We start from the raw sequence: 22,828 nt of genomic DNA on the forward strand, positions 1-22,828 counted from the left end.
GATCAGCCCGACGACCAGGTGATCCGGGGCGGTTCGTCAGTGCCGTCACGCCGAAGCCGGCGAAAGTACCGCGCTCCGAGCACCGCGACCGCCACCGCCAGCACACCGTTGAGGCCGGCCAACGCCAGAGTGGCCCGACCGGTGCGCTCGGCTCCGGGTCCGAAGCTGGCCCGGAAGGCGGCGATGTCGCCGTAGGCGATCAGTGCGGTCTCGTTGATCGCCGGTTCCTGCTTGTCGCTTCCGGTGGCGTGGGTGGCGCCCGGATGGCCCCAGAACACCACCGGATCGCCCGCCCGCAACCCGCATTCCTCGAGTCGGTAGCCGCTTGCCGGCCAGTCCCAGGCCTGGCGCACCGAGTTGATGCCCTGTGCCCAGGCCTGCGAGTCGTCGGCGAGGTGCAGGGTGAATGACGACGGCAGCCAGGGCTGTATCCGTGCCGGCGCGGGTGGTCCGATGTTGTCGCACTGATAGGACGCCAGCAGGGTGGCGTCGTCACGGCTTTGGCCCGGCGCCCGCTCACCGAGGCGGCCTTCGACGAGCACCCCGTAGATCCGGTGGCGGGGGGCGCTGGCACGCCAGTCCAAGATGCCCTCGCCGGTGCGGATCTCGGGCAATGTCGCGAACTGCAGTCCGTCGTCGGCGACGCGCCACAACATCATTGCGACCGCGGCGAAGGCGACGGCCAACACCGCGCACAGGGTGGCAGCGGCCCATCGGTCCGCCCGGCTTCGCAGGCGGGGAAGCACCACCACCACCACCGCGACCGACAGGATCACGGCGATCACCGTGCCGCCGAAGGTTTTCGCCGCCCGTTCGAAGATCGCCGCGACGCTGGGTCCGGTGAGCAAGAAGGTGACGCCCAGCGCCACCGCTGATCCGACGGCCACCGCGCACACCCGCACGGCCTTGTCGCGCCAGCGATAAGTCAGCGCGGCGGTGGCGACGGCGATGGCCAGCCACGCGGCGACCAGGTTCATCGACGTCATTCCGCGAGCGCGGTACGGCAGGCCATACCGAGCTCGACGAAAGCCAGCAGTCGCTCCGGAGAGTGCATCGCGTCGCTGCGTACCCGCACCGTGACGCCATCGGTGTCCAGGGTCACCGCCGGCTGATCCCGTTCACCGCCGTACCGCGCGCACCAGGTCGAGACGGCGTCGGCCACACCGGCGAGTCCGGGCACCTCGCCGTCGACGGTCGCCAGCACCAACAGCCGGGGGTCGGCCGAGCTCAGCGGCCGCAGCCGGGCGCCACCGCCGACTCGGGTCAGCCCCAGCCAGCCACGCAGCGGACCATCGAGCGAGCCGATCAGCCCGATCGCCATGTCGCGCATCGGGCCCGGTGGCGAGGGTCCGGCGAGCACGGCACCGCCAGGGTGACCGGGCCATGCAGACGCCCAGGTGCTCACAACGATGTGGGTGGACGGCGGGGACTGCTGCGCCGCGAAGGAGCGAGTGGTGCGGACCTCCCAGTCGCCGTGCTCGGGTCGCACGGTCGTGCAGTCGCCCTCGCGCAGCCGTGTCCAGCCGCGCTCGCCGAGGAGTGCGTCGAATCGAGCCCGCCGTCGACGGGCCCGGGCGATCAAGGCGGCTGCTCCCAGGATGCCGACCATCACGGCGAGTACTAGTCCCGCGATTGCCATCCGATCCATTGCCCGCCCGTTCTTGAAGACACCTTGACTGACTCCGGTGCGAGCGTAGCCAACTGCGCCGCGGTACGGGCCGACCGATTGGGTACTGATGCCCTGCAGGTCGGGGCCGAAAGGCTCTGTCATCTCCCTCGGGCCCCGAGGAGCCTTGAGCCGGTACGACACATCCGGGGGAGGGTGTCCGATGGGGTTGTCACGAGCGCTGCGGGCGGCCGCGATAGCGGGAACCATTTCCGCGATGTTGGCCATCGGGTTTGCTGCGGCCCCGGACGTGCGGGCCCAGACGCGGATCACCGTGCCCGGCGCGGGTCCGCTCTACTATCCGAACATCGTCGCCCAACTCCCGGTGGGGCGGTTGTATTTCTTCGGGACGAGCGAAGCGGTCGGGCCGCCTCTGTCGATTCTGGCCGCGTACGACCTGTTGAATCATCAGATCGGCGAGAACTGGTTCCCGGGCAGTACGGCCCAGGTGGTGAACTACCCGGCGAGCATCGGTTTGCTGAGCTTCAGCCTGGCCGCACCGGGCGTCGACGACGCCGTCGCCATGGGACGGGTTTCGCTCGACGACCAGATAAGGAACGCGGTTGCCGGCGGTGACCCGGTCGTGGTTGCCGGGCTGTCGGAGGGAACCCTCGTCGTTAATCGTGAGTTGGCTCATCTGGCAACGACTCCCGGTGCTCCAGCGGCTGATCTGGTGTCATTCGCCATGTTCGGGGGTCCCGAGCTGGGCCTGGCCGATATCTACCTGCGGCCGGGCACCTGGGTGCCGCTGATGGACTACACCGCGCGGACCCTGGCCGACAGCCAATACGACGTCAGCGTCGTAGTCCATCAGTACGACTTCTGGGCCGATCCGCCCGACCGGCCGTGGAATCTGCTCGCCGTGGCGAACGCGCTGCTCGGAACGGTCTACTTCCACGACGGTACGGCCTTGGCCACGCCGTCGGACGCCGTCGTGGTATCTCAGGTGACCAGTCCCCTGGGCGGGACGACCACGACCTACCTGATCCCTGCGCCTACTCTGCCGCTTCTCAAGCCGCTACAGCAGCTCGGTGTTTCGCAGCGAGCCATTGACGTGCTCAAGCCCGTCGTCGACGCGGGTTACTCATCTCTGACCCCCGATGCCGGTCCGTACTTCTCGCACGGACGCCTCGTCGGGCTGCCGGCGCGGTTAAGCTCCCCACCGACTGCGGCCACGCGCGTCGCACCCCGTGCGCGAATCGGTGGCCCGCGCGAGCGTCCCAGGTCGGTTCGGGCCTCGACCATTCGCGCCGGCGCCGCCCGTTCGGCCCCTGCCAGCAGGCCCGCGCCGGCCAAGCCCGCACGTGTCCGGCCGAACTCCATCGCCAGGAGCGCCCCGAGGCCCACAGCCCTGAGATCTCATCCGGCCAGTGTGTCGTAGATCTGTTCGGCAGGCGTAGCCAGAAGCTGTTGCGCAAGCGTGCCTTTGAGATCGTCCAAACGGGCTTCTTGGGGCGCGGTGCGGTTCTGGGTTCGAGCCAGGTCGATGAACTCGTCGGTGACGAAGCCGTCCCGAAGCGCCAGCGTGACGGTGCTGCCCCCGATGCCGATGCAGAACACGAAATCCTCGCGCAGCCGGCCCAGGTCCGGGCGCACCAACGTGCGGTCGACGGTGAACCGGTCGTCGCTGACCGCACGGGTGACCGCCTCGAACCCGTCGCGGGCGCCGGGTCCGCGAAACGCGGTCCTGATGATCACCGAGCGCCGTGCGGGTGGAGCCTGCGGTGAGAGCAGCGCAAAAGCCCGCTGGAGCACGGTGAAGGCGGTCGCGACACCGGCCGGTGAACCGCCGCCGTGATAGCGGTTTATGTCCTCGAAGCTGAACGCGAGCTCACGTCCCCGTTCGGTGACGGTGACGAGCTCGGTCATCGGATCACCGGGGGCTCATACGCGCGCACCGGCGGCGGGGGGCCATTGAACGTCTCGACCTCAACAAGGACAGCGGCGCCTGTGCAGCCGCGTGCCAGGGATGAGGTGCCGACATCGTCGGTCAGGACGTTCGGATTACCGTGTACGCACGGCGAATCCGGGTCCGCGGGGTCGGCTGGGTCGTACCACGCGCCCGTCGAGAGCTGGACCACCCGGGGGCGCAGGGCCGCGTCGACGACCAGGCCGGCCAGGCAGGCTCCGCGATCGTTGAACACCCGCACCACCTGTCCGTCGACCAGCCCGCGAGCCGCGGCATCACTGGGATGCATCCGAATCGGTTCACGCCCTTGGATCTTCGCGCTCTGGCTGATCGGGCCACCATCGAGCTGACTGTGCAGCCGAGTCGCGGGTTGGTTGGCGATCAGGTGTAGCGGAAACTGTTCGGCACGTGGGCCGCCCAGCCACTCGACGGGCTCGTACCAGCGCGGGTGTCCCGCGCAGTCGGGGTAGCCGAAGCCGTGGATATCGTCGGAGAAGATCTCGATCTTCCCGCTCGGAGTGGCCAGCGGGTAGGTCTGTGGGTCGGCGCGGAAGTCAGCCAGCAGCGTCAGGCCCGGCTCGACCGGCAGGCGCAGGAAGCCGTCAGACCAAAACTGGTCGAAGTCGGGTACGGCGAAATCGATTTCCGCCGACCACTTTTCGTACATGTGAACCAACCACTGCCGAGCGGTGCGGCCTTCGGTGAACTGCTCGCCGAAGCCCAGTCGTTCGGCGAGAGCGGCAAAGGTCGTGTAGTCGTCGCGGGACTGGGCATAGCGGGGCGCCAACGCCGGCATCGCCACCAGGAGTGGATCATTGCGCGATCCGGAGTAGTCGTCCCGTTCGAACGCGGTAGTGGAGGGGACGACGATGTCGGCGTGGCGGGCCATCGGTGTCCAGTACGGGTCGTGCACCACGACGGTGTCGACACGGGCCAGCGCGTGCCGCAGCCGAGTCAGATTCTGGTGGTGGTGAAAGGGATTGCCGCCGGCCCAGTAGACGCACTTGATATCGGGGTAGGTCAGCGTGCGCCCGTTGTAGGTGAATGTGTCGCCGGGGTGGAGAAGCATGTCGCTGATCGCTGCGACGGGGATGAAGGTGCGGACCGGATTGATCCCCTGTGGCAGTGCGGGCAGGCGAACCCGAACCGGTGGTAGACCGGGTTCGTTCATTGAGCCGTATCCGTGGCCGAAACCCCCTCCGGGAAGGCCGACCTGGCCCAGCATGGCTGCCAGCGTCAAGCCCATCCACGGGGCCTGTTCGCCGTGGCGCAGACGCTGCAAAGACCAGCTGACGGTGACGATGGTGCGTTGAGTGGCCATCGCTCTCGCTAGCTCGACGAGGGTGACGGCGTCGAGGCCGCAGATCCGCGCGGCCCACTGCGGTGATTTGGGGACCCCGTCGTCCTGGCCGAGCAGGTAACGTTCGAATCGCTCATAGCCGGTGCAGTAGGTGTCGAGGAACCGGCGATCGGCGAGATCCTCGGTGGCCAGCACGTAGGCCAGTGCCAGCATGATCGCGACGTCGGTACCGGGCACGGCCGGCAGCCACCTGCAGTCACCGTCGACGTCGCTGCGCAGCGGGCTGATCGAGACGATGGCGCCGCCCTTGTCGCGGAATCGCTGTAGTGCGCTGCGTGCCGGGTGGGCGGTGGTGCCGCCGTGGTTGATCCCGGTGTTCTTGAGGTTCACCCCGCCGAAGCACACCAGCAGGTCGGTGTGCGCGACGATGACGTTCCAGTCGGTGGATCGCGTGAAGAGATCGTCATGGGTGCCGACCACTCGCGGCATGATCACCCCGGTGGCGCCCAAGCTGTAGGAGTGTCGCGAAAAAGTGTATCCGCCAAGCATTTTGAGGAAACGGTGCACTTGACTCTGGGCGTGGTGGAAGCGTCCGGCGCTGGCCCAGCCGTAAGAACCGCCGTAGATGGCTTCGTTGCCGTAGGTGTCGACGACTCGGCGCAGTTCGTCGGCGAGCAGGTCCGTGAGTTCCTCCCAACCCACCGCGACGAACTCGTCGGCGCCTCGTGCCGTGCTGGGCCCGGGCCCGTCGCGCAACCAACCGCGACGGATGACGGGCGACGCGATGCGAGACCGGTGCCGCAGTGATCCCGGAAGGTTGCCGAGCAGGGGAGAGGGGTCGCTGTCGCCGGGAATGGGGGCGACCGCGATGATCTCGCCGTCGGCCAGCGATGCGCTGAAGGCGCCCCAGTGCGCGAGGCTCCTGCGGGCACCGGGCATGGCAAGGATTCTATGGTCCGGCCGGCGGCACATCCCGCGAGGCGACCAACCATCCGGTTGGTCTATTCTCGTCGCAGAACTCCGCAGCCGCCGGGAAGGAAGTCATGGCCCCCGAGAAGCACTCCGTCGTCAAGTACGAGCGAACCCTCTTCGAGCCCGAGCACGACCTGTTCCGGGAGTCGTACCGGGCATTTCTCGATCGGCACGTGGCGCCGTTCCACGAGCAGTGGGAGAAGGACAAGATCGTCGACCGCGGCGTCTGGCTCGAGGCCGGTAAGCAGGGCTTTCTCGGGATGGCCGTGCCTGAGGAGTACGGCGGCGGGGGCAACCCGGACTTCCGCTACAACGTGATCCTGACCGAGGAGACCGCCGCGGGGCGGTACAGCGGGCTCGGGTTCGGCCTGCACAACGACATCATCGCGCCGTACCTGCTGCATCTGGCCACCGAGGAGCAGAAGCAGCGTTGGCTGCCCAAGTTCTGCAGCGGCGAGTACATCACCGCCATCGCGATGACCGAACCCGGTACCGGCAGCGACCTGCAGGGCATCAAGACCCGGGCGGTCAAACAGGACGACCACTACATCCTCAACGGTTCCAAGACGTTCATCACCAACGGCATCAACGCCGACCTGGTGATCGTGGTCGCCCAGACCGACCCGGACAAAGGCGCACAGGGCTTCTCCCTCCTGGTGGTGGAGCGCGGCATGGAGGGCTTCGAGCGCGGCCGGCACCTCGACAAGATCGGCCTGGATGCGCAGGACACCGCCGAGTTGTCCTTCACCGATGTCAAGGTTCCGTTCGAGAACCTGCTCGGCGAGGAGGGTATGGGCTTCATCTACCTGATGCAGAACCTGCCGCAGGAACGCCTCAACATCGCGGTGATGGCCGCCGCGGGCATGGAGAGCGTGCTCGAGCAGACGTTGCAGTACGCCAAGGAACGCAAGGCTTTCGGCAAACCGATCGGCAGCCAGCAGAACAGCCGCTTCCTGCTGGCGGAATTGTCCACCGAGGCGACGGCGGTCCGCATCATGGTCGATGAGTTCATCCGGCTGCACCTGGACGGACAGTTGTCGGCCGAGCAGGCGTCGATGGCGAAGTGGTACGCGACCGAGAAGCAGGTGCATCTCGTCGACCGCTGCCTGCAACTGCACGGCGGTTACGGATATATGCGGGAATATCCGGTGGCGCGGTCGTTCCTCGATGCCCGGGTTCAGACGATTTACGGCGGGACGACCGAAATCATGAAGGAGATTATCGGCCGCAGCCTGGGCGTCTAATTCGGATTGCCGTCTTGACCTGCGGTTTTAGTCCGTCTCGGGCGTCCTTCGGTGGGTGTGCGGGACGAATGCGGCGACTTATTGCTCCACTTTTCCGAAGTTTTACCCCCTCCAACGGGTGGGTTATCTAGGGAAATGCCGCGTGTCGCGAAGTGCTGACGCACAGTTGACGCGGAGGATAAGGGCAAGGCATCTTGACCGAAACCGCGGGGAGAGTGCATGACCTGGCTTGGAAGTCGCCTCAGTAGAGGTGTCGGCAGGATGGCGCTGGCCGTCGTCGCGACGGCGACGGCGGCTCTGCTGTTGGCGCCCGGGGCGATCGCGACGCCCGAAAGTGACGCAAGCGATGCCATCGACCAGGCCTGGCAGGCCGCCGGTGGCGACGGCTCTCCGGTAGGCGCCAAGGACGGCGACGTCTACGCGGTCGGCGACGGGTTCGCCCAGAACTTCAGCGACGGCAAGATCTTCTTCACCCCGGCCACCGGCGCGCACCTGCTGTTCGGGCCGATCCTGGACAAGTACGAGGCGCTGGGTGGCCCGGCCGATGGAGACCTCGGGTTCCCGACCATCGACGAAGTGCCGGGTCTGGTGGGTCCGGACAGCCGGGTCAGCACATTCAGCGCCAGCGACAAGCCGGCGATCTTCTGGACGCCCGACACCGGCGCTTGGGTTGTGCGTGGCGCCATCAACGCGGCCTGGGACAAGCTCGGCGGTTCTGCCGGCACGATGGGCGTGCCCAGTGGCGAGGAGACCTTCGACGGCAGCGTGGTCAGCCAGAAGTTCACCGGCGGCGAGATCGCCTACGACGACGCCACCAAGACGTTTACCACTGTGCCCCCCGAGCTGGCCGAGAATCTGGCCGGCGTCGAGGTGCCGACCGATGCCACGACAGCGATCAACCAGGCATGGCGCGCCGCGGGCGGGCTTTCGGGACCGCTCGGAGCCCGGCAGGGGGCGCAGCGCTCGATCGGGGCCGATGGCGCCGAGCAGGATTACGCCGGGGGCAAGATCTTCTACTCGCCGGCGACAGGCGCACATGCGGTCACGGGCGCCATCCTGGCGAAGTATGAGGAGCAGGGCGGCCCGACCGGGGACCTGGGTCTGCCGACCGGGACCGAGGCCGACGGGGGCGCGCCCAACAGTCGGGTGAGCACCTTCAGTGCCGCCGACCAGCCGGTGATCTTCTGGACGCCCGACAACGGTGCCATCGTGGTGCGCGGCGCGATCAACGCCGCGTGGGCGAAGCTGGGCGGGGCTACCGGCAAGCTCGGTGTCCCGACCGGCGAGCAGAGCACCGACGGCGACACGGTGACCCAGAAGTTCAGTGGTGGCGAGATCTCCTGGAACAAGGCCACCAACAAGTTCACCACCAAACCCGCGGAGCTGGCCGCAGAGTTGTCGGGCGTGGAGGTGCCGAATGCGACCGGACCGCAGGCCGGCCCGACGACACCGAAGTCGGGCAAGGGCTTCACCTGGCACTGGTGGTGGCTGCTGATCATCATTCCGGCGTTGCTGCTGGTGGCGGTGATCGCGCTCGGCCTGCTCTGGTTGCAGCGCCGCCGCGGCGCCGATATCGAGGTCGACGACGAGTTCCACGATTCGGACTACGACGACGATCACTGGCCCAGTGACGCCGATGCGTCGGCCGGTGGGTCCGGGTCCTCGCGGTTCTCGACATACCCTGACGGCGGCGGTGCGCAGGTCGCCCAGGCACCCGGCTTCGCCTGGGCGCACTCGGCGACCGACGACAAGTCGATGCCCGGTCCCGAGGACGTCTTCGACGGCGATCAGGATTCCATCGACACCACGCCGACCCGGATTCCCGAGGAGCCGGCACTGTCCGGCCAAACCGATGAGCCGGAAGCGGTCGATGCCCAAGTCGAACTCGAGTACGCCGAGGTCGAGGAGCTCGACGACACCGATCAGTCCAGCGATTCGGGGCGCCACGCGGCGGTGAACCTCGAAGAGTCGCAGTCGATGTGGCGACTCGACATGGGCGAACTCGGAACGCCGCGCCGCCGCCGCGCCGCCGAGCCTGAGCCGGTGGATCTGGTCGAGCCAGAAGTCGTCGAGCCGGAGGATTCGGCTCCGCCCGAGCAACCGGTCACCGAAACGGCGGAGGTGCTGCAGTCCGATGTGCACCCTGGCGCGGCCCCGGCGCGCCCGGCTATTCACCTCCCGCTCTCCGATCCGTATCAGGCACCGGAGGGTTACGTGATCAAGGCCAACACCCATTCGGGGCTCTACTACACCCCGGACTCGGCCCTCTACGACCACACTGTGCCCGAAGTGTGGTTCGCCAGCGAGGAACTCGCTCAGGCGAACGGATTCCTGAAGGCCGAGTGAGGTTCCGCTAGATCTTGCGGATCACTGTCACGACCTTGCCGAGGATGGCTGCGTCGTTGCCGGGAATCGGGTCGAACGCTGGATTGTGCGGCATCAGCCAGACCTGACCGCCGGCGCGTTTGAACGTCTTCACGGTGGCCTCGCCGTCGATCATCGCCGCGACGATGTCGCCGTTGTCGGCCACGTTCTGCTGACGAACGACGACCCAGTCCCCGTCGCAGATCGCCGCGTCGACCATGGATTCGCCGACGACCTTGAGTAGGAACAGCGAACCCTCACCGACCAACTCGCGCGGCAGCGGAAAGACATCTTCGACGGCTTCCTCGGCCAGGATCGGGCCGCCGGCGGCGATGCGGCCCAGCACCGGCACGAATGTCGGTTCTGGAAGTGCGTCCGATCCGGCGACCTCGGTGCGCACCGGGGCCACGTTGTCGTCGGCGCCGCGTACGTCCACAGCGCGCGGGCGATTGGCGTCACGGCGCAGGTAGCCCTTGCGTTCGAGGGTGCGTAGCTGGTGTGCCACCGAAGACGTCGAGGTGAGACCGACGGCGTCGCCGATCTCGCGGATGCTCGGGGGATAGCCACGGCTGGTGACCGAGGCGCGGATGACCTCGAGGATGGTCCGCTGCCGCTCGGTCAGTCCGGAATCGGTGCCGCCACGGCGGCTTGTGTCGGGGCCTGATGTCTCACTGCGGTCGCTCATGGGGCCGAATCTAGTCGCGGCGCGATCGATAATCAAACATTTGTTCGACCGTGGCGTGTCGGATCCGCGGTAATCGAGCAGGCCACCTCGCAGTTTAGTGCGATCCAGAACTTGTCGGTGGCCGGATCTATTCTTCAGACACGCTCGCTCAGATGTTCGGAATTCGAACGAATGATCGAGTACAGTTCGAACACAAGAGCGAACAGTGGGTGTCTCGGAGGAAGGAAGCAGACGTGACAGTCATCGATGATCGGCAGGTGTTCCCATCGGCGGAGCTGCGTCGGGGTGCGGTGGTAACGCAGGTCGCGCCCGTCCGGGGCCGTCCGACCGGTGCCCGCGGCTACCGGCCACATCCGGCACGGCCGGACATCGCTCCGATGCGCTACCGCGGTACCGGTGTCGGCTTCTCGCGGGCACCGCACGCCCGCCGCCCGGTCAGCACCGCGGTCACGATCGCGCTGGCCGGCGTTGCCGCACTGATCACCCTGTGGCTCGGGCTGATCGGCCACGTGAGCGGTGCTCCGGTGGCCACCGACACGGTGGTGCCGGATCAGCTAGCCGTGGTCCAGGTGCAGGCGGGGGAGTCGCTGCAACAGCTGGCCGGTCGGGTGGCACCGGACGCGCCCGCAGGGCAGGTCATGCAGCGCATCCGCGACCTCAATAAGCTCGATTCTTCCTCGTTGGACGCCGGGCAGACCCTCATCGCGCCGATCGGTTGATCACCCACCGCGCCATGGCCGGCCAAAATGCGTGCCGGACAAGCGGCCTCGACGGTGGCAGCTGCGCCAGGTCCAGTTTCCAGTGCGTGGCCGCCCGCCGGACGGCGCAGGTAGGCTCTGGGTGGCTCGAAGTATCGGGTCGCAGCGGAGGCGAAGGAGCGGTCATGCACTGTCCGTTCTGTCGCCATCCCGACTCCCGTGTCGTTGATTCCCGCGAAACCGACGAGGGGCAGGCCATCCGGCGGCGTCGTTCCTGCCCGGAATGCGGCCGGCGGTTCACCACCGTGGAGACCGCGGTGCTGGCGGTCGTGAAGCGGTCCGGGGTCACCGAGCCGTTCAGCCGGGAGAAGGTGATCAGCGGGGTGCGCCGGGCGTGCCAGGGCCGAGACGTCGACGACGATGCCCTCAATCTGCTGGCTCAGCAGGTCGAGGACTCCGTGCGGGCGGCCGGTTCGCCCGAGATCCCCAGCCATGAGGTCGGCCTGGCCATTTTGGGCCCGCTTCGCGAGCTCGACGAGGTCGCTTACCTGCGATTCGCGTCGGTGTACCGCTCGTTCAGTTCCGCCGAGGACTTCGAGCGCGAGATCGAGGCGCTGCGCGCCCATCGCGCGGTGGGTACTTCCGGCTGAGTTGCGCTCAGTTCAGGTGCCGGACACCGTCGCTGACCACGCGACCCGCGACGAGCACCCATCCTTCGGGGCTCCACGTCGTGTAAATCTGTGATCCCTTGCCCTGGGTGATCTCGAGGTCCCGGCTCAGATAGTCGGTGATCCGCGCCGCCGCGGATCCGGTCGCCTCGTCCTCGGCGACGCCGAGGTCGGTGGCGAACATCCGCGATCGGATGTGCCCGGCATCCCGATCCAGCCACGTCCACAGGTAATGCTCGACGTCGTCGGGGTAGTCGTCGGGGTCGGCGGCCAGCACGTCGTCGACCGAGTCCAACTCGTGCAGGGCGAACTCCGGTGACCATTCGGCCCGCGCCCGCACCACGGTGAGGACGCCGTCGTAGCTGACCTGCACGATGCCGGCCGGTACCTGCAGGGTGTGGATTGGCGTGCCGAGTTCGCGCAGCCACCAGGCCGCTCCCACCGTGGGATGTCCGGCGAACGGCAATTCGGTGGCGGGGGTGAAGATGTGCGCGTGGGCGGTCGGTGACCCGTTGCCGGGCAAGTCGACGAATACGGTTTCGCTGTAGCCCAATTCCGTGGCAATGCGCTGGCGTTCACTGGCGGCGACAGTTGCCGCGTCGACCACGCCGAGCGGATTTCCGAAGTCGCCATCGGAATCGGTGAACACCCGCAGCACAGACACGTCGACGGTCATGACCCGACTCTACGACTCCGCGGCGATGACTGGTTCAGACCACGTCAGCCGGCCGGGTCGTGGTCAGGTGGCGCTGCGCTCGTCGGCGCCCATGGCGTCGAGCACCGCCACCCGGGTGTCGAGCGTGCCGGTCACCGAACGTTCGGACAGGCCGGTGCGCAGCAGTTCCCGCAGATTGCCCTGATCGTAGTCGGCGGGTGCGGTGGAGTCGATGAACCGTTCGACGACCTCCACGAACCGGTCCGGGTCGTCGTGGAAGGGGAAGTGTCCAGAGCGATTGAATATCTCCAGCCGGGAGCCGGGCATGGCGGCATGGGCCATCTTGGCATGGCTGACCGGGATGACCGCGTCCTGGTCGCCCCAAATCAGTTGTACAGGAACAGATTCAGTTAGATAGCAGCGGTCGAGCATGGTCACCACCTGCCCACGCCAATCCACCACGGAGCGCAGGGTGCGGGTGAACGCCGACGAGGCCGTCGGCTCCGGGAGATCGGTCAGGATGCGCAGGGCGTCGGGCAGGTCGCGGCCCAGTCCTGTCGATCCGAACACGGTGCCCAGTGCCCGGCCGGCGACCTGCAGGGCGGGCAACACCATCGGCAGCCGCAGCAGCGCCAGTGCCTCCCCACCCAGCGGCAGGGAGGCGGCCCGCAGCGCGATATTGACGTCCTTGGTGACGCCGCCGGCGCCGATCAGGATCAGCCGCTCCACCAGTTGCGGAAACTGGTAGGCGAATTGCATGGCCACACCGCCGCCCAGCGAGTGCCCGACCACGGTGGCCTTGTCGAGGTCGAGCACGCTGAGCAGATCCCGCATGCCGTTGGCGTAGGCCGCCACCGAGTAGTCGGCTCGCGGCTTGTCGGACTGGCCGTGGCCCAGCAGATCCGGTGCGATCACGGTGAACCGCTGGGCAAGCTTGCTGTGCACGGGATGCCACGTCGTGGAGTTGTCGCCGATACCGTGAATCAGCAGCAGCGTGGGACCCGACCCGGCAACCCGGAAGGCCCGCCGATAACCGTGAATGGTCCGGAAGTGCAGTGTGGGCGTCACTTCCCGCACGGGTTGCAGATTGGGCTTTCGCTGCGTCATGTGCAACCCCGTCGTTGGTGCGGTGGGCCTTCGCTAGTCATCCCCGTTGTCGGAGAAACCGTCTTTGAAGTCCTCGGCGTGCTGGGCTAGGAACCGCTCGAATTCCGCACCCAATTCCTCACCGCTGGGAAGATCCTCGTCGCGTGCCAGAAGCGAGCGGTTCTCTTGAGCGGCAACGAAAGCATCGTACTGGCGCTCCAACGCGGTCACCACTTGAGAGACCTCCGGTGAGGCCTCTACCTGCTCGTCGATCTTGGTCCGGATACCGGCGCCGGCGTCGGTCAGTGCGCGCAGCGGCACCTGCAGCGAAGTCAGCTTGGCCACCTGCTCCAGCAGTGCCTCAGCGGCCGGTGGGAAGTCGGTCTGGGCCAGATAGTGCGGCACATGGACGGTGAACCCGACCACCTCGTGGCCGTGCTGGGCCATCCGGTACTCCAGCAGGTTGGACACGCTGCCCGGGACCTGCACCTCCCCGACCCACGGGGTGAAGTCGCTGATCAGCTCGCGATTGTTGGAATGCGCGGTCAACGTCACCGGGCGGGTGTGCGGCACCGCCATCGGGATCGTGCCAAGACCGATGGTCTGGCGCACCCCCAGCCGTTCGGACAGCAGCCGGACGGCGGTGACGAAGCGTTCCCATTTCAGGTCCGGTTCCAGGCCGGCGAGCAGCAGAAACGGTGTACCGAGGCTGTCGCGCAGGGCATACAGGTTCAGCTGGGGATCGTCGTAGTCGGTGAAGTGGTCGGTCTTGAACGTCATCAGCGGTCGGCGGGACCGGTAATCCAGCAGGTCGTCGATCGCGAACGATGCCACCAGCTCGGTGTCGAGCTTGTTCTTCAGGTGCTCGGCGGCCAGGTGAATCGCATGGCCGGCATCCGAGAATCCCTCGAGTGCGTGGATCATCACCGGTCCGCGCCCATCCGGCGCGGACAGTTGGGGAGCCGGAAACTCCAGTTCGTACAGTCCGGTCTGCTCGGGTCGGTAGTGCTGTCCCTGCTCGTCAGTCATCGTCTTTGCCTCCTCGCGGTGCCCGGACGCGGCTTCCTGCCCTCAGTACCGTGACAACCAGTGTCTCGTAGATTCTGGCCCGCGCCATCAATAGCACCCGTGTTACATAACGCAGGCACGGTACCCGTCGTTCCCCGGTGTCGATCGTCGCGGCGGGTCGGCGGCGCCCAGATCAGGCATGATCGTGCAGATGAGGAGGGTCGCGGCGGCGCTGAACGTGGCGGTGGCCACGGTGCTGGTGGCCGGTTGCCACACGTCGGCCGAGCCGCCCGCCGAGGCCGCCGATCCGCCGTCCGCACCCGGGGATGCCCGGCCGGTGCTGCCCAGACCGGCGGTGGGGGCGCTTTTTCTCGGCGGCACCGACGCCCACACCTGCACTGCCTCGGTGGTTCGTTCCACGACCCAGAATCTGATCCTGACCGCAGCGCACTGCCTGGCGTCGGGCGTCCCCGTCACGTTTGTGCCCGGGTTCGAAGACGAAGCGGCACCCGGCGACGTGTGGACCGTCGATGCGATCTACCTCGATCCCCGTTGGCTGACCTCGCAAGACCCCAAGGCCGACTATGCCTTCGCGCGGGTCAGCCGCCCCGTGGGTGACCCCGTGGAGACGGTCGCCGGACAGTCGTTGGCTCTCGGTGCGGCGCCTGGCCGCGATCTCGGAGCGGTGACGGTAGTCGGCTACCCACTGGGCGTCGGAGGTTCACCGATCGGATGCGACGGCGTCGCCGGAATGGAGCCCGAGGGGTATCCCTCGTTGCATTGCGGTGGCTTGGTGGACGGCACCAGCGGCGCCCCGTGGATCCAGGACTCGACGGTGTTCGGCGTGATCGGCGGCCTCGACGGCGGCGGGTGCCGCGACGACATCTCCTACTCGCCGCCGTTCGACGCGGCGACCGCAGCCCTGCTGGCACGCGCAGAGGACGGCGGGCCGGGAGACACCGCGCCGAACTCGTTCGGCAGCCAGTGCTAGGTCTAGAGGCGGAACTGGTTGAGTGCCCGTAGCTTGTTCATCACGTCCAACGCAGCGATCTTGTAGGCCTCCGAGAAGGTCGGGTAGTTGAAGACCGCGTCGACCAGGTATTCGATCGTCCCTCCGCAGCCCATCACGGCCTGGCCGATGTGCACCAGCTCGGTGGCGGACGTGCCGAAGATGTGCACGCCGAGCACTTTCAGGTCTTCAGTGGAGACCAGCAGTTTCAGCATGCCGTAGGAGTCCCCGGCGATCTGGCCGCGGGCCAACTCGCGGTAGCGGGATACTCCGACCTCATAGGGGACGGCGTCCTTGGTCAACTCGACCTCGGTGGCGCCGACATAGGACACCTCGGGGATCGAGTAGATCCCGATTGGCTGCAGCTCGGTCATGCCGGCCGTCGGCTCGCCGAAGGCGTGGTAGGCAGCCAGCCGGCCCTGCTCCATCGAGGTGGCCGCCAGTGCGGGGAAGCCGATGACGTCGCCGACGGCATAGATGTGGTCGACCTTTGTCTGGAAAGTCTTGTCGTCGACGAAGATCCGGCCTCGGTTGTCGGCCTCCAGACCGGCGTTGGCCAGGTCGAGGTGATCGGTCTGGCCCTGCCGGCCGGCCGAATACATGACGGTCTCGGCGGGGATCTGCTTGCCGCTGGCCAGTGTGGTGACGGTGCCGGCCGAGCCGACGTCGACGGCGGTCACCTCTTCGCCGAACCGGAACGTCACCGCGAGATCGCGCAGGTGGAAGCGCAGTGCTTCGACGATCTCGGGGTCGCAGAAGTCCAGCATCGTGTCGCGCTTCTCCACGACGGTGACCTTGGTGCCCAGCGCGGCGAACATCGAGGCGTACTCGATGCCGATGACCCCGGCGCCGACCACCACCATCGACGTCGGGATGGACTTCAGGTCGAGGATACCGTCGGAGTCCAGCACCCGGTTCTCGTCGAACTCCACACCGGCGGGCCGTGCCGGCTTGGTGCCGGTGGCGATGATGACGTACCGGCCGCCGACGGTGATGTGTTCGGCGCGGGTGGGGTCCTCGATCTCGATGGTGTGCTCGTCGAGGAACCGGCCGTGCCCGACGTAGAGTTCGACCCCGTTGCGCATCAACTGGTTTCGCACCACATCGACTTCTTTGCCGATCACATGCTGGGTACGGGCGAGCAGATCGGCAGGAGTGATCTTCTCTTTGACCCGGTAGCTCGCGCCATAGAGTTCACGCTGGCTCATTCCGGTCAGGTAGAGGACGGCCTCGCGCAGCGTCTTGGACGGGATCGTGCCGGTCTGGACGCACACACCGCCGAGCATCTTGCCGCGTTCGATGACGGCCACCGATTTGCCCAGCTTGGCCGCGGCGATGGCAGCCTTCTGACCGCCAGGTCCCGAGCCGATGACGACGAGGTCGTATTCCACACCCATGAGGACAAGATGTACGCCGGTTTGCCGAATCTCGCATGCCGACGGCGTCAATACGACGTGAACAATATGTTCGCCGCACCGATCCCCAGCTACGACTTCGTCCACAACCCCCGCTCGTCCAGGGTCCCGGTCGTTCCAGCCTGACGGGCTCGATTGACAGCCTCGGGTCATGACCACACACGAACCTGACTACCGCTTCACCAGTCCCGGTGCGCTCATCGCCGCCCTGCCCGCCGTGCTCGGCTTCGTGCCGGAGAAGTCGCTGGTCCTGGTGTCCCTCGAGCACGGCGAGATGGGCGCCGTCATGCGTACCGATTTGCCCCAGGCGTGCGGTGGTGACCTCAGCCACCTGGCCGAGCTCGCGGCGGCATCCGGCGCCGACGCGGTGGTGGGGGTGATCGTGGATGCCGAGGGCGCCCAGTGCCCCATGTGCAACCAGGACTACCGCGATCTGTGCGCCGAGCTGACGTCGGCGCTGGCGGTACACGGCCTGGGGCTCTACGCCGGGCATGTCGTCGACCGGATCGAAGCGGGCGGGCGCTGGCATTGCGTCGACGGGTGCGGTGCGGCCGGCGTCGTGGATGATCCGATGTCCTCGCCCCTGGCGGTGGCCGCCGTGCTTGACGGGCGCCGGCTCTACCAGCGCCGGGCCGATCTGCAGGCGGTCGTCGCGATGGCCGACGCCACCCGAAGTGCGTCGCTGGTGCCGGCCATCGCCGACCGCGCCGAGGCGCGCGAAGTGGACCGGCGTACCGACGCTGACGGGTGTGCCCGGCGTGATGTGGAGGCGGCGATAGAGGTCAGCGCCCGGGTGTGTGACGGCGGTGAACCAGACGATGCCGAATTGGCGAGTTTGGCGTGCGCGTTGACCGACGTCGCGGTCCGCGACACGTTGTACGCGTTGTCCGTCGGGGCCGACGCCGGGCGGGCCGAGACCTTATGGGCGCTGCTGGCTCGTACGCTTCCCGAACCGTGGCGAGTCGAAGCGCTTGTGCTGGTGGCATTTTCGGCCTACGTCCGCGGCGATGGGCCGATGGCGGGGCTGTCTCTGGAGGCAGCCTTGCGCGCTGACCCCGAGCATCGGATGGCCGGCATGCTCGATACCGCTCTGCAATCGGGTATGCGGCCCGCGCAGATCCGCGAGTTGGCCGACACCGGATATCGGCTGGCCGAGCGGCTGGGGGTGCGGCTTCCGCCGCGGCGGGCGTTCGGCCGCCGGGCGGTGTAGCCGTACGGCGGTTAGACCTTCTCGACCTTGACCGCGTGGGCCATCTCGTGGGGGAGCTGGACGTTTTCGTGCCCGCCGATCACGATCGTCACGCTGCCGTTCGGGCTGGTTTCGACCTGCACACGGGCGTTGGGCACCACGCCGGCGTCCTTGAGCTGGCCGATCAACTCCACGTCACCCTGGACATGTTCGGTCAGCTGGCGAACCACGACCGCGACCGGGGTCCCCGCCGGCAGTTCGGTCAGCCGAACCAGATTGGCGTCCTCGTGTTGGCTCATGTCCAGCCCCAGCAGCGACAGGCCCGGGATCGGATTGCCGAATGGCGACACCGTGGGATCGTCGAGAACCTGCACCAGGCGGCGTTCGACGTCCTCGCTCATCACGTGTTCCCACTTGCATGCTTCGGCGTGGACTTCTTCCCACGGAAGGCCGATGACGTCGACCAGCAGGCGCTCGGCGAGCCGGTGTTTGCGCATTACCGAGACGGCCAGCCCGCGCCCCTTCTCGGTCAATTCGAGGTGCCGGTCACCGGCCACATGCAACAGACCGTCGCGTTCCATGCGCGCCACTGTCTGGCTGACGGTGGGGCCGCTCTGATCCAGACGTTCCGCAATGCGTGCGCGCAGGGGGATCACGCCCTCTTCTTCGAGGTCGTAAATCGTGCGGAGATACATCTCCGTGGTATCGACCAGATCGTTCATAAGGACACCCTTCGTCTGCCGTGAGTCTACTTGGCTAGCTGGGGAAATGGTCGTGCAACACCGCCTGCCCGCAGCACTGTGCCCGCCGGCGTCGCCGACGGGCACAGTAAGGGGGTTGCTTATAAGGGGGTTGCTTAGCTGGCGTAGGACCGCAGCCGGTCGGCCCGATCGCCGTTCCGTAGTTTGGCCATCACCTCACGCTCGATCTGCCGGACGCGCTCGCGGGACAGGCCGAACAGTTTGCCGATTTGGTCGAGGGTGCGGGGCTGACCGTCGTCGAGGCCGAACCGCAACCGGATCACCTGTTGTTCGCGCTCGTCGAGGGTGGCCAGCACGTGGCGGATGTCGGTGTGCAGCAACTCGGCGATCACGGCGTTTTCGGCCGACATGGCTTCGGAGTCCTCGATGAAGTCGCCCAGCGGGGCCTCCTCGTCACTGCCGACCGGCATGTCGAGGCTCACCGGGTCGCGACTGTGCTCGAGCAGGTCGTTGATCTTCTCGACGGGGATGCCCGACTCTTCGGCCAGCTCCTCGTCGCTGGCTTCGCGGCCCAGACTCTGGTGCATCTCACGCTTGATCCGTGCGAGCTTGTTGACCTGCTCCACGAGGTGGACGGGCAGCCGGATGGTGCGGCTCTGATCGGCCATGCCGCGGGTGATCGCCTGGCGGATCCACCAGGTGGCATAGGTGGAGAACTTGAAACCCTTGGTGTAGTCGAACTTCTCCATCGCCCGGATCAGACCCAGGTTGCCCTCCTGGATGAGGTCCAGCAGCGGCATCCCGCGCCCGGTGTACCGCTTGGCCAGCGACACCACCAGGCGGAGGTTGGCCTCGAGCAGGTGACTGCGAGCGGCCTGACCGTCCCGGACCACGATCGCGAGGTCTCGCTTGCGGTTATCACTGAGGCGTTTGCGGGTTTCCAGCAGGTGCTGGGCGAACAGCCCGGCCTCGATGCGCTTGGCCAGTTCCACCTCATCTTCTGCGGTGAGCAGGGCGGTCTTGCCGATGCCGTTCAGATACACGCGCACCAGGTCGGCGGCTGGACTCTGGGCGTCCAGATCGCTGTCAATCCGGGTGGTGGTGGCATTTGCCATGGTGGCCTCCTGATCGGCTGCAACTTTCAAACGGTCCAACGTCCGACTGGAGGAAAGAGTTCCCGCGTGGTCGCCTTCTCACACCCTCTGACGTGCGGGAATGCCGCGAAGCCCTGAGAATGTCCTGAGAAACGACCGCGGCGGCGGTCAGTGGGAACCAGGCTCGGCGCCGCCCGCCGAATGCCGTTGCGATGTGGAGATCCCGGTGTCCAAAGCGCGACGCTCAGGGCGGGGGAACAACTGGGTTCGCCGCGGGGCGTCGTTGAACCGACGCGGTTCTTCAGCGCGGCGGGGCGGGCGGTCGTTGGCGATCAGCACCGCCATCCACGGCAGCGGCAACGACACCGCGATGATCGCCAGCGAGATCAGTCCGTTGTGCCACACCCCGTAGGCGACGGCCGCCAGGATCAGCGCCGGAATCCGAAAAGACATGATCGTCAAGTACTTCCGCACTCGCTGACGGTGCTGCTCCTCGTAGGCCGGCGCGGCGGCGGTGATGAGCACGGGCCGACCTTCGTCGTCGAACCCCAGCTCACGCTTCATAGCTCCACTGTTCCACATTCGGCGGGCGATGGGCAGGCCGGTTTCCTAGCTCTGTTCAACCGGGCACAATGTCTGTCATGCAGACCCAGACGATCGAGCGGACCGACACCGACGAACGCGTCGACGACGGCACCGATGGCGACGCGCCCAAGTTCTTCCACTACGTCAAGAAGGACAGGATCGCCGAGAGCGCGGTGATGGGCACCCACGTCGTCGCGTTGTGCGGCGAGGTGTTCCCGGTCACTCGTGCGGCCAAACCGGGGTCACCGGTCTGCCCGGACTGCAAGCGGATCTACGAGAATCTCAAGAAGGGCTGACCGGGGTCGCCTCGGTTTTCTCGTCGGGCTGGGCGGCTCGTCCGCCGTTGTCGCCCAACGACTTTGCCTTGTGGCGTAACCATGTCCCGACCCGGTGGGCGTGCGGGGCCGGGGCAGGCCACTCCTCTTCGATGGCGGCGTTGAGTTCGGCCCCGATCATGATCGCGAAGCCGAGGAAGAACGCGAACAGCAGAAACGCGATCGGCGTCGCCAGTGCGCCGTAGGTATAACCGGTGCTGGTGATCCAGGTCAGGTAGAACCTCAGGCCCATGGTGGCCACGATGAACACCGTCGTGGCCAGGATCGCGCCCCACACCAGACGATGTGTGGGCAGTGGTTTGGGCAACGAAACCCGGTAAAGAATGGTCACCGCCAGCACCAGGGCGAGGATCAGCGCCGGGAAGTAGCCGTACCGCAGCACGTTGTCCCAGCTGTCGGGCAGGTACGAGGCGATCTTGCGGGGTCCGAGCGCCATGACCGGTGCCGCGGCGATGACGAACACCAACATCACCACGTACAGGCCGAGGGCGAAGAACCGTTGCCGAACGGGATGCCGTAGCGGGGTCTGGTCGTGGGCTTCCACGACCGAGTCGACGAATGCCGAGATGGCCGACGAGCCGGCCCACAAGCTGATCACGAACCCGAGTGAGACCACCTCCCCGCGCGCCCCCTGGATGATGTCGCGGACAGTCGGCTGGATGATCTCGTTGACCACGTTCTTGGAGAAGAAACTGTTGGCGAAGTTGATCAGCTGGTTCTCGATGGTCGGCAGCGTGTCCGGACCGAACAGCGGCGCGACGTAGGCCAGGCTGCCCAGCATGCCCAGTAGCAGGGGCGGCAGCGACAACACCGACCAGAACCCGGCTTGAGCCGACTCGGAGAAAATCGAGTCGTCCCAACTCTTGGATAATGTCCTGCGAGTAATCCGCCACACATGATGGCGAGACGGCTTGGCGGGTTGGTCAGTCATGACCAGACCAGCATTCCTGACGACGGCAGTCCTGCCCAGCGACGCGGCCGTGAGTTGCGGTTATGCCTCCGACGGAGAGACTTGGATCACCGCGGCCAACTCCACGAGCTTCGCCTGGTGCTCGTTGGCGTGGTGCTGGCAGAACAGGAGTTCGGCGCCGGACGGAAGCTTGGCGCGCACCCGGGCAGCGGCCCCGCAGCGGTCGCAGCGATCAGCCCTGGTCAATTCGGGACTGGTCAGGGTTGCGTTCATGGGCTCCTCCGTAAGGTGTCCAGCGCTTCGGTGACTCGGCGCCACCGTCACGTATCTCCACTGTCTCAGACGTTCGTTGTTTCGGCCTTGTTCCCCGGGGGTTTAACGCTGTGTCGTGTCTCACGCCCTGTCCTGTTGCAGGTGGTGCAGTGTGGTCGTATGTACCCGAATCCGGAATTCCTACTCCACCTGTGTGGACAGCGGGACTGGGAAGCCGCCAAGGCCGTCGGCGAACTTTGCCCCGAATCGCTGACCGAAGTCGGATTCGTGCACCTGTCGGCGCCCGAGCAGGTGCACCTGCCGGCCAACCGGCTCTTCGCCGGCCGGACCGATCTGGTTCTGCTCCACGTCGACCCACAACGGCTGGACTCGCCGGTGCGGTGGGAACATGGAATGCCAACGGATCCCGAGTCGATGAGGTTCCCGCATCTGTACGGCCGGCTGCCCACGGCCGACGTGATCACCGTCACCCCGTATCTGCCGGGGGACGACGGCCGGTTTCAGCCGTTCGCGCAGTCCAGGTAGGCGTCGGCCTCGATCTCCACCAGCAGTCCCGGCTCGATGAGCGCTCCGACTTCGACCATGGTTGCTGCCGGTCGAACGGTGCCGAAGAATTCCGTGTGTACGTCACCGACCTCCCGCCATCGCGAGATGTCGGTGACGTAGATCCGGGTCCGGACCACGTCAGATAGCCCAGCCCCGGCGTCGGCCAGCGCATTCTGGATGCGCTGCAACGCATTTCGCGTCTGTGCGGCGATGTCGTCGCCTGCGCCGGTGGTCCCTGATACAGCGACGTGCGGCCCGACGCGCACCGCGCGCGAGTAGCCGACCAGCGGCTCGAAGTCCGAATCGGAGGAAATGTTGACCCGGGTGGACATGACGTGAGAGTAGAGGGTGACGTGCGTCCGGTGCACCCGAGTATCCGCGCGGGGGTCCCTTCCGCCGCCTCGCACTAGACGGCGCCTCTCTGTGTCAAGAGTCCGGTATCGGGGTCGGTTGTAGGGTGGCTGCTGGTAGGCCCGGGAAGTGACTTGTCCGAAGCGTCAGTGTGCGGGGTTTGAG

General features: G+C 66.8%; 24 protein-coding genes. 9 read left to right on the forward strand and 15 right to left on the reverse strand.

Features of this window, described 5'->3' with window-relative positions; translation table 11 throughout:
• Nucleotides 1–2: 2 nt before the first annotated feature.
• Nucleotides 3–986 (reverse strand): hypothetical protein, encoded by a 984-nt coding sequence (locus tag ORI27_RS18535; protein ID WP_265998375.1) that lies wholly within the window; start codon nt 984–986, stop codon nt 3–5.
• Entirely contained in the window at nt 983–1,771 is a 789-nt protein-coding gene (locus ORI27_RS18540) for a hypothetical protein (RefSeq protein WP_265998374.1), read from the reverse strand. Before ORI27_RS18540 ends, ORI27_RS18535 begins: the two co-directional genes overlap by 4 nt.
• 58 nt (nt 1,772–1,829) lie before the next feature.
• On the opposite strand from ORI27_RS18540, the gene ORI27_RS18545 reads away from it, so the two are divergent.
• A complete protein-coding gene (locus ORI27_RS18545; protein ID WP_265998373.1) occupies nt 1,830–3,047 on the forward strand; it encodes a PE-PPE domain-containing protein in 1,218 nt (405 codons plus the stop codon).
• On the opposite strand, the gene ORI27_RS18550 is transcribed toward ORI27_RS18545, so the two are convergent.
• Both ORI27_RS18550 and ORI27_RS18555 read right to left on the reverse strand, forming a co-directional pair.
• Entirely contained in the window at nt 3,026–3,535 is a 510-nt protein-coding gene (locus ORI27_RS18550; protein WP_265998372.1) for a hypothetical protein, read from the reverse strand. The genes ORI27_RS18545 and ORI27_RS18550 overlap by 22 nt on opposite strands.
• On the reverse strand, nt 3,532–5,814 hold the full coding sequence (locus tag ORI27_RS18555; RefSeq protein WP_265998371.1) for a molybdopterin-dependent oxidoreductase: 2,283 nt from the start codon (nt 5,812–5,814) through the stop codon (nt 3,532–3,534). The genes ORI27_RS18550 and ORI27_RS18555 overlap by 4 nt, the downstream gene beginning before the upstream one ends.
• 104 nt (nt 5,815–5,918) lie before the next feature.
• Between ORI27_RS18555 and ORI27_RS18560 the strand changes: the two genes are divergently transcribed.
• Both ORI27_RS18560 and ORI27_RS18565 read left to right on the forward strand, forming a co-directional pair.
• Nucleotides 5,919–7,091, forward strand: a complete 1,173-nt coding sequence (locus ORI27_RS18560) for an acyl-CoA dehydrogenase family protein (protein ID WP_265998370.1) — start codon at nt 5,919–5,921, stop codon at nt 7,089–7,091.
• A 219-nt stretch (nt 7,092–7,310) separates the two neighbouring features.
• Nucleotides 7,311–9,437 carry an LGFP repeat-containing protein gene (locus ORI27_RS18565; RefSeq protein WP_407666353.1) on the forward strand — a complete coding sequence of 709 codons (2,127 nt, stop codon included), beginning with the start codon at nt 7,311–7,313 and terminating at the stop codon, nt 9,435–9,437.
• 7 nt (nt 9,438–9,444) lie between these two features.
• Here ORI27_RS18565 and lexA read toward each other — a convergent pair whose 3' ends face one another.
• On the reverse strand, nt 9,445–10,140 hold the full coding sequence (gene lexA / locus ORI27_RS18570; RefSeq protein ID WP_265998368.1) for a transcriptional repressor LexA: 696 nt from the start codon (nt 10,138–10,140) through the stop codon (nt 9,445–9,447).
• A 233-nt stretch (nt 10,141–10,373) separates the two neighbouring features.
• On the opposite strand from lexA, the gene ORI27_RS18575 reads away from it, so the two are divergent.
• Nucleotides 10,374–10,859 carry a LysM peptidoglycan-binding domain-containing protein gene (locus ORI27_RS18575; protein WP_265998367.1) on the forward strand — a complete coding sequence of 162 codons (486 nt, stop codon included), beginning with the start codon at nt 10,374–10,376 and terminating at the stop codon, nt 10,857–10,859.
• 164 nt (nt 10,860–11,023) lie between these two features.
• Nucleotides 11,024–11,488, forward strand: coding sequence for a transcriptional regulator NrdR (nrdR, locus tag ORI27_RS18580; RefSeq protein ID WP_265998366.1), 465 nt, complete (start codon nt 11,024–11,026; stop codon nt 11,486–11,488).
• Nucleotides 11,489–11,495: 7 nt separating this feature from the next.
• Here nrdR and ORI27_RS18585 read toward each other — a convergent pair whose 3' ends face one another.
• The 3 genes from ORI27_RS18585 to ORI27_RS18595 form a co-directional block, all read right to left on the reverse strand.
• Nucleotides 11,496–12,182 (reverse strand): PhzF family phenazine biosynthesis protein, encoded by a 687-nt coding sequence (locus ORI27_RS18585; protein WP_265998365.1) that lies wholly within the window; start codon nt 12,180–12,182, stop codon nt 11,496–11,498.
• 63 nt (nt 12,183–12,245) lie between these two features.
• On the reverse strand, nt 12,246–13,268 hold the full coding sequence (locus ORI27_RS18590; protein ID WP_265998364.1) for an alpha/beta fold hydrolase: 1,023 nt from the start codon (nt 13,266–13,268) through the stop codon (nt 12,246–12,248).
• A gap of 33 nt (nt 13,269–13,301) precedes the next feature.
• Complete coding sequence (locus ORI27_RS18595) at nt 13,302–14,276, reverse strand: proteasome assembly chaperone family protein (protein ID WP_265998363.1); 975 nt, start codon at nt 14,274–14,276, stop codon at nt 13,302–13,304.
• A 190-nt stretch (nt 14,277–14,466) separates the two neighbouring features.
• Between ORI27_RS18595 and ORI27_RS18600 the strand changes: the two genes are divergently transcribed.
• Nucleotides 14,467–15,246: a trypsin-like serine peptidase gene (locus ORI27_RS18600; RefSeq protein WP_265998362.1), complete on the forward strand. Its 780-nt coding sequence runs from the start codon at nt 14,467–14,469 to the stop codon at nt 15,244–15,246.
• A gap of 2 nt (nt 15,247–15,248) precedes the next feature.
• On the opposite strand, the gene sthA is transcribed toward ORI27_RS18600, so the two are convergent.
• Nucleotides 15,249–16,661 (reverse strand): Si-specific NAD(P)(+) transhydrogenase, encoded by a 1,413-nt coding sequence (gene sthA, locus ORI27_RS18605; protein ID WP_265998361.1) that lies wholly within the window; start codon nt 16,659–16,661, stop codon nt 15,249–15,251.
• A gap of 169 nt (nt 16,662–16,830) precedes the next feature.
• Between sthA and ORI27_RS18610 the strand changes: the two genes are divergently transcribed.
• Complete coding sequence (locus ORI27_RS18610) at nt 16,831–17,889, forward strand: DUF4192 domain-containing protein (RefSeq protein WP_265998360.1); 1,059 nt, start codon at nt 16,831–16,833, stop codon at nt 17,887–17,889.
• 11 nt (nt 17,890–17,900) lie between these two features.
• Here ORI27_RS18610 and ORI27_RS18615 read toward each other — a convergent pair whose 3' ends face one another.
• The 3 genes from ORI27_RS18615 to ORI27_RS18625 form a co-directional block, all read right to left on the reverse strand.
• Complete coding sequence (locus ORI27_RS18615; RefSeq protein WP_265998359.1) at nt 17,901–18,590, reverse strand: metal-dependent transcriptional regulator; 690 nt, start codon at nt 18,588–18,590, stop codon at nt 17,901–17,903.
• Between the two features lie 134 nt (nt 18,591–18,724).
• Complete coding sequence (locus ORI27_RS18620) at nt 18,725–19,714, reverse strand: sigma-70 family RNA polymerase sigma factor (protein WP_265998358.1); 990 nt, start codon at nt 19,712–19,714, stop codon at nt 18,725–18,727.
• Between the two features lie 117 nt (nt 19,715–19,831).
• Nucleotides 19,832–20,245, reverse strand: coding sequence for a DUF3099 domain-containing protein (locus ORI27_RS18625; protein ID WP_265998357.1), 414 nt, complete (start codon nt 20,243–20,245; stop codon nt 19,832–19,834).
• Between the two features lie 59 nt (nt 20,246–20,304).
• Here ORI27_RS18625 and ORI27_RS18630 point away from each other — a divergent pair, with 59 nt between their 5' ends.
• Entirely contained in the window at nt 20,305–20,544 is a 240-nt protein-coding gene (locus ORI27_RS18630; protein WP_265998356.1) for a DUF3039 domain-containing protein, read from the forward strand.
• Here the strand turns inward: ORI27_RS18630 and ORI27_RS18635 are convergent.
• Nucleotides 20,531–21,514: a YihY/virulence factor BrkB family protein gene (locus ORI27_RS18635; RefSeq protein WP_265998355.1), complete on the reverse strand. Its 984-nt coding sequence runs from the start codon at nt 21,512–21,514 to the stop codon at nt 20,531–20,533. The two genes, ORI27_RS18630 and ORI27_RS18635, sit on opposite strands and share 14 nt — an antisense overlap.
• A 60-nt stretch (nt 21,515–21,574) precedes the next feature.
• Nucleotides 21,575–21,766, reverse strand: a complete 192-nt coding sequence (locus tag ORI27_RS18640) for a DUF7455 domain-containing protein (RefSeq protein WP_265998354.1) — start codon at nt 21,764–21,766, stop codon at nt 21,575–21,577.
• A gap of 159 nt (nt 21,767–21,925) precedes the next feature.
• Between ORI27_RS18640 and ORI27_RS18645 the strand changes: the two genes are divergently transcribed.
• Entirely contained in the window at nt 21,926–22,291 is a 366-nt protein-coding gene (locus tag ORI27_RS18645) for a DUF952 domain-containing protein (protein WP_265998353.1), read from the forward strand.
• Here the strand turns inward: ORI27_RS18645 and ORI27_RS18650 are convergent.
• On the reverse strand, nt 22,267–22,644 hold the full coding sequence (locus tag ORI27_RS18650; protein WP_265998352.1) for a RidA family protein: 378 nt from the start codon (nt 22,642–22,644) through the stop codon (nt 22,267–22,269). The genes ORI27_RS18645 and ORI27_RS18650 overlap by 25 nt on opposite strands.
• Nucleotides 22,645–22,828 lie beyond the last annotated feature (184 nt).

It is taken from the genome of Mycobacterium pinniadriaticum (assembly GCF_026242045.1).
In the GTDB taxonomy this organism is placed as follows: domain Bacteria; phylum Actinomycetota; class Actinomycetes; order Mycobacteriales; family Mycobacteriaceae; genus Mycobacterium; species Mycobacterium pinniadriaticum.

Bases quoted from the DNA above. Each gene is read 5' to 3' on its own strand.
- ORI27_RS18535 (WP_265998375.1), bottom strand. From the start codon at position 986: ATGACGTCGATGAACCTGGTCGCCGCGTGGCTGGCCATCGCCGTCGCC.
- ORI27_RS18540 (WP_265998374.1), bottom strand. From the start codon at position 1,771: ATGACAGAGCCTTTCGGCCCCGACCTGCAGGGCATCAGTACCCAATCG.
- ORI27_RS18545 (WP_265998373.1), top strand. From the start codon at position 1,830: ATGGGGTTGTCACGAGCGCTGCGGGCGGCCGCGATAGCGGGAACCATT.
- ORI27_RS18550 (WP_265998372.1), bottom strand. From the start codon at position 3,535: ATGACCGAGCTCGTCACCGTCACCGAACGGGGACGTGAGCTCGCGTTC.
- ORI27_RS18555 (WP_265998371.1), bottom strand. From the start codon at position 5,814: ATGCCCGGTGCCCGCAGGAGCCTCGCGCACTGGGGCGCCTTCAGCGCA.
- ORI27_RS18560 (WP_265998370.1), top strand. From the start codon at position 5,919: ATGGCCCCCGAGAAGCACTCCGTCGTCAAGTACGAGCGAACCCTCTTC.
- ORI27_RS18565 (WP_407666353.1), top strand. From the start codon at position 7,311: ATGACCTGGCTTGGAAGTCGCCTCAGTAGAGGTGTCGGCAGGATGGCG.
- lexA (WP_265998368.1), bottom strand. From the start codon at position 10,140: ATGAGCGACCGCAGTGAGACATCAGGCCCCGACACAAGCCGCCGTGGC.
- nrdR (WP_265998366.1), top strand. From the start codon at position 11,024: ATGCACTGTCCGTTCTGTCGCCATCCCGACTCCCGTGTCGTTGATTCC.
- ORI27_RS18585 (WP_265998365.1), bottom strand. From the start codon at position 12,182: ATGACCGTCGACGTGTCTGTGCTGCGGGTGTTCACCGATTCCGATGGC.
- ORI27_RS18590 (WP_265998364.1), bottom strand. From the start codon at position 13,268: ATGACGCAGCGAAAGCCCAATCTGCAACCCGTGCGGGAAGTGACGCCC.
- ORI27_RS18595 (WP_265998363.1), bottom strand. From the start codon at position 14,276: ATGACTGACGAGCAGGGACAGCACTACCGACCCGAGCAGACCGGACTG.
- ORI27_RS18600 (WP_265998362.1), top strand. From the start codon at position 14,467: ATGAGGAGGGTCGCGGCGGCGCTGAACGTGGCGGTGGCCACGGTGCTG.
- sthA (WP_265998361.1), bottom strand. From the start codon at position 16,661: ATGGGTGTGGAATACGACCTCGTCGTCATCGGCTCGGGACCTGGCGGT.
- ORI27_RS18610 (WP_265998360.1), top strand. From the start codon at position 16,831: ATGACCACACACGAACCTGACTACCGCTTCACCAGTCCCGGTGCGCTC.
- ORI27_RS18615 (WP_265998359.1), bottom strand. From the start codon at position 18,590: ATGAACGATCTGGTCGATACCACGGAGATGTATCTCCGCACGATTTAC.
- ORI27_RS18625 (WP_265998357.1), bottom strand. From the start codon at position 20,245: ATGTGGAACAGTGGAGCTATGAAGCGTGAGCTGGGGTTCGACGACGAA.
- ORI27_RS18630 (WP_265998356.1), top strand. From the start codon at position 20,305: ATGCAGACCCAGACGATCGAGCGGACCGACACCGACGAACGCGTCGAC.
- ORI27_RS18635 (WP_265998355.1), bottom strand. From the start codon at position 21,514: ATGACTGACCAACCCGCCAAGCCGTCTCGCCATCATGTGTGGCGGATT.
- ORI27_RS18640 (WP_265998354.1), bottom strand. From the start codon at position 21,766: ATGAACGCAACCCTGACCAGTCCCGAATTGACCAGGGCTGATCGCTGC.
- ORI27_RS18645 (WP_265998353.1), top strand. From the start codon at position 21,926: ATGTACCCGAATCCGGAATTCCTACTCCACCTGTGTGGACAGCGGGAC.
- ORI27_RS18650 (WP_265998352.1), bottom strand. From the start codon at position 22,644: ATGTCCACCCGGGTCAACATTTCCTCCGATTCGGACTTCGAGCCGCTG.